Origin of the sequence: Nitratidesulfovibrio oxamicus (assembly GCF_015731765.1) — a bacterium.
GTDB classification, from domain to species: Bacteria; Desulfobacterota; Desulfovibrionia; order Desulfovibrionales; family Desulfovibrionaceae; genus Cupidesulfovibrio; species Cupidesulfovibrio oxamicus.
This window is the reverse complement of sequence record NZ_VRYY01000224.1, coordinates 1-4,026: the sequence shown is the minus strand read 5'-3', so window position 1 is coordinate 4,026 and position 4,026 is coordinate 1. Positions and strand designations below refer to the sequence as shown.

The 4,026-nt window shown below is 63.3% G+C and carries 4 protein-coding genes; 3 read left to right on the top strand and 1 reads right to left on the bottom strand.

The window, feature by feature from the left end; translation table 11 throughout:
• Positions 1-1,180: 1,180 nt before the first annotated feature.
• The 3 genes from FVW20_RS08995 to FVW20_RS08985 all read left to right on the top strand — a co-directional run bounded on the left by FVW20_RS08995 (position 1,181) and on the right by FVW20_RS08985 (position 3,557).
• The gene (locus tag FVW20_RS08995) at positions 1,181-2,182 is read left to right on the top strand and encodes a KpsF/GutQ family sugar-phosphate isomerase (protein ID WP_167121950.1); all 1,002 of its coding nucleotides are present in this window, start codon (positions 1,181-1,183) and stop codon (positions 2,180-2,182) included.
• 76 nt (positions 2,183-2,258) lie between these two features.
• On the top strand, positions 2,259-2,786 hold the full coding sequence (locus FVW20_RS08990; protein ID WP_196609147.1) for an acyl-CoA thioesterase: 528 nt from the start codon (positions 2,259-2,261) through the stop codon (positions 2,784-2,786).
• Positions 2,787-3,119: 333 nt separating this feature from the next.
• The gene (locus FVW20_RS08985) at positions 3,120-3,557 is read left to right on the top strand and encodes a DsrE family protein (protein ID WP_196609146.1); all 438 of its coding nucleotides are present in this window, start codon (positions 3,120-3,122) and stop codon (positions 3,555-3,557) included.
• A gap of 182 nt (positions 3,558-3,739) precedes the next feature.
• On the opposite strand, the gene FVW20_RS19710 is transcribed toward FVW20_RS08985, so the two are convergent.
• Positions 3,740-4,026: hypothetical protein (locus FVW20_RS19710; protein WP_231038988.1), on the bottom strand; the 287-nt coding region annotated here is incomplete at its 5' end.

The following is a 4,026-nucleotide window of genomic DNA, read 5'->3' as shown; positions in this document are numbered from 1 at the left end:
TTCCAGGGTGGCGTGAGACCAAGACCCAAGGCGAATATTTGTTCGGCAAGCATGGCAATCCTCCTGAGGGAGGGCTATCCAAACTGGGCGAGGTCGGTCAATTCCACATTAAACGTCGAAGAACCAATTTTCTGAGCGGGCATGTTGTGTTGCGGGTATCCGCTAACTAAGCGGACCAGTTGCGCGTGTCTCCCTATGGCTAAAGGAGGCGGTCCGTCGGGGGCAGCGTCAACTGGTGATGGCATGAGGATATGCATGCCGGGCTGCGTGTGATTGCATCCGCCAGTTACGTGATTGTTCGTTACGCCGAATAGTTGTCCGGTTTGGTCTTTGGCTAGGAAACCTAATGTCCCTGCGCTTGGAATGGGTGCGGCTGTAACAGAGCTTCCGCATGTTATGCAATTGTTATATAAAAAACAGGGCGATGGGTTTTCTGTGCTTTGTTGCACTGCGAATTGGTCTATAGTAATGTCACCATGCTCTATGTATTCTATAATTACTCCGCAGTAAGATGCAGGGAGTGGTTTTCTCTTTGTGCCATATAGTGATCCGCGGGTTACAATGGTAATTTTATTGTTATTTGCGTCTTTTATTATTCCAATGATTTTAGATTTAGATATTTTTTCATGAAATCTTAGGCGATGTTCTGGACTCATAGATGGAAAGACTTCATCTAGGGAGGTTTGTTGTTGAGATCTAGAATGTGGAATATTAGATATTATTGCGTGGTCATATGCCCAATTAAGAAGATCTGTGGATATATCGCGTGCATTTTGAGCAGGGTTTGTCAATAGGGGTTGTGGAATTGTGGGGGGATGCTGGCTCATTTTAATTCCCTCAATACGTTTAAAGTTTGCTGGTGTGTATGTTAGTAGTTACATGTGGTTGATAGGGGAGGGCATGAAGCAGTAGTGGAGCGTTGCCGTATATACATTTTATCATGTGCGAGCATGTACAGATGGTTGTGTATCCTTGCAGCGTGCCTGTGCGTTTTGCAATATTTATTTTTACGCTTTTTAAAAGGAGCGAACGAGTAGGATACCCATTCGGTTGACCCGCCCAGCGTTTCGGGGGAAGAGAAGGACGCCGCGCCCGGCGCAGCCCGTCTGGCCCTTCCGGTCTTACCCGGCCTGCCCGGCACCCCCCGGCATATCCGCAACATCCACAGGATTTCCACGGCATGAGCGATTGCACCTGCGGCGAACGCCGCACCGACTGGATACCCCTCGGGCGCGACGTGCTCGATATCGAAATAGAAGGCCTGACGGCGGTACGCGACAGGCTTGGCCCCTCGTTCGAGGCGGCCTTGGCGTTGCTGGCGGGCTGCCGGGGCCGCGTGGTGGTCACCGGGCTTGGCAAGTCGGGTCTGGTGGGCCGCAAGCTGGCCGCCACCCTGTCGTCCACCGGCACCCCGGCGTTCTTCCTGCACCCGGTGGAAGGCGCGCATGGCGACATGGGCAGCCTGCGGGCGGAAGACGTGGTCATTGCCATCTCCAATTCCGGCGAGACGGACGAACTGAACGCCATCCTGCCCAGTCTGCGGGCCATCGGCACGGCCATCATCGCCATGACCGGCAAGGCTCAGTCCACTCTTGGCCGCGCCGCCGACGTGGTGCTGGATTCCGGCGTTCCGCGCGAGGCGTGCCCCCACAACCTTGCCCCCACGGCCTCCACCACCGCGGTGCTGGCCCTTGGCGACGCCCTTGCGGTGTGTCTCATCCACTGGAAATCGTTTACTGAAAACGACTTTCTGCGCTACCACCCCGGCGGTTCGCTGGGCCAGCGGCTGCGCCTGCGCGTGCAGGAACTGATGCACACCACCGGCATTCCCGTCACCCAGGATGACGTGGGCCAGGAAGAGGCCGTGCGCGTGCTGGACAAGGGCGGCTTTGGCGCGGTGGCCGTGGTGGACGGCAGCGGCAGGCTGATGGGGATACTTACCGACGGCGACGTGCGCCGCGCGGTGATCCGGGGCGATTATGCCCCGCGCACCCCGGTGACGGCCATCATGACCTGCAACCCGCGCAGCGCCCGCAGTGACCAGTCGGTGGCGGAGCTGCTGGACATCATGGAGCAGAAGGCCATCACCGTGCTGCCCATCGTGGACGACGCGCACCGCCTTGTGGGCCTCATCCACCTGCACGACCTGCTGGGCAAGGGCGGCGTGAGCTTTGCCGGGTAGCCACGGCGCGCGCCCCGCAACGCACGTTTCCGCCCCCCCGCGTTTCGTCACCCCAACACCGCCCGGAGCCAGCCGCATGAGCGCCAAGCGCGTGCAAGACAGCGAAGTGGTGATGACCCACCGCCCCCTGCCAGAAGACGCCAACCCCGCGGGCAACGTGCACGGCGGGGTGATCCTGAAGCACATCGACCTCGCCGGGGCCGTGGCCGCCATGCGCCACTGCCGCACCGCCGTGGTGACAGCCTCCATCGACCGCATGGACTTTCGCGCGCCGGTGCACGTGGGCGAACTGATGCAGCTGAAGGCCAGCGTGAACCTTGCGGGGGGCACCTCCATGGAGGTGGGCGTGCGGGTGGAGGCGGAAAACCTGCTCACCGGCGAATCGCGCCACGCCGCCTCGGCCTACCTGACCTTCGTGTCCATGGGGCCGGACCGCAAGCCCGTGCCCGTGCCGGAACTGCTGCTGGAAACCCCCGCCCAGCACCGCCGCAACCGCGAGGCGCAACGCCGCCGCGAGCAGCGGCGCGACGAGCGCAAGCGCGAAAAGGCCGACCAGGAAGCGTTGGCCACGGCCACCGTGGAAGAGGTGGAGCACTACTACTGACGGGCGGCCCGCCGACCGTGGGGGCTGGCCTTGCCTTCCCCTGCCCATGGCGACTGTTCGCCGCGCATCGTACCATTCGGCCCGTGGTTTCACGCCACGGGCCGTCGAGTTTCCGGCACTGGCCGCCTTTCCGTGGCGCGGAAACAACGGCAGTCGCCCTCGTCACCTCGTCACCTGTCGCCCCGCTGGCGCAGCCAGCACACGCTGTCGCGCCTCTGCGTGATAATGCTGGCCCCCGTCGCCCCAGGCAGGCTATCGTGCCATGGTATATCCGCGTCCGCGTCCCCTGCGCGGGGCGGCAGGCTTCACCCTTACATCCTGACAGGAGGCATCATGCGATACGGGCGATGGTTGGCAGCACTGGCCGCGTGGCTGTTCCTGCTCTCGGCGGGCCTGCCCGCGCACGCCGCCCCGGCGGCGGAGGACAAGGACGCCCCCCTGTTCATCAACCTGACCAGCGACGAGGGCCACCGGACCCTGATGGGCATCGGCTACGGGGTCAATCAGTTGCAGCGCGGCCATCCGCTGACGCTGTTCCTCAACGACCGGGCCGTGGTGCTGGCCGCCAGGGGCAATGAAGCAAAATATCAGGAACAGCAGCGCATGCTGGTCAAGCTGGTGGGCAGCGGGGCCACGGTGTACGTATGCCCAACATGCATGAAGCAGTACGGCGTGCAGCAGGCCGACCTGCTGCCGGGGCTGGCCACCAGCACGCCGGACCTGACCGGCGCGGCGCTGTTCCGGGAAAATACCCGCACCCTGTCGTGGTAGTGCAGGGCGCCCGCGCCCGCGCGAAAATGGAAGAAGAGGGGGATGCCGTTGGGGCGGCGTCCCCCCTTTTTCGTGTCTGGCAGTCAGGCAGGCGGTCGGGCAGGGTGACCGGGAACGAAAGGGGCCGGAACGGTGCCGGAGACGATGCTGCAAGCGCGTGCAGGGGTCAGGCCGTGCGGGGGTCAGGCCGTGCAGGGGGGCGGTGACTGCCCCGAACGGTGGGCCAAACTGCGGGCCGGATGGGAGCCGGTGGAAAGCGGGGGGCAAGGGGGACGGCGGCCCCGTGTGGACGTTCCAGCGTGCTGCTGGCGGATGATGTCCGCCGCGAGCCATGCGGCGCCCACCGCCAGGCATGCGCCGAGCAACCATAGTGTGGCCGGGGCGGATGGCGCGTCGGTGGACAGCATGTGCACCAGGGGGCGCAACAGGTTGGCCACGGCGGCGGGATCGGGCGCGGGGGCCGCACCGC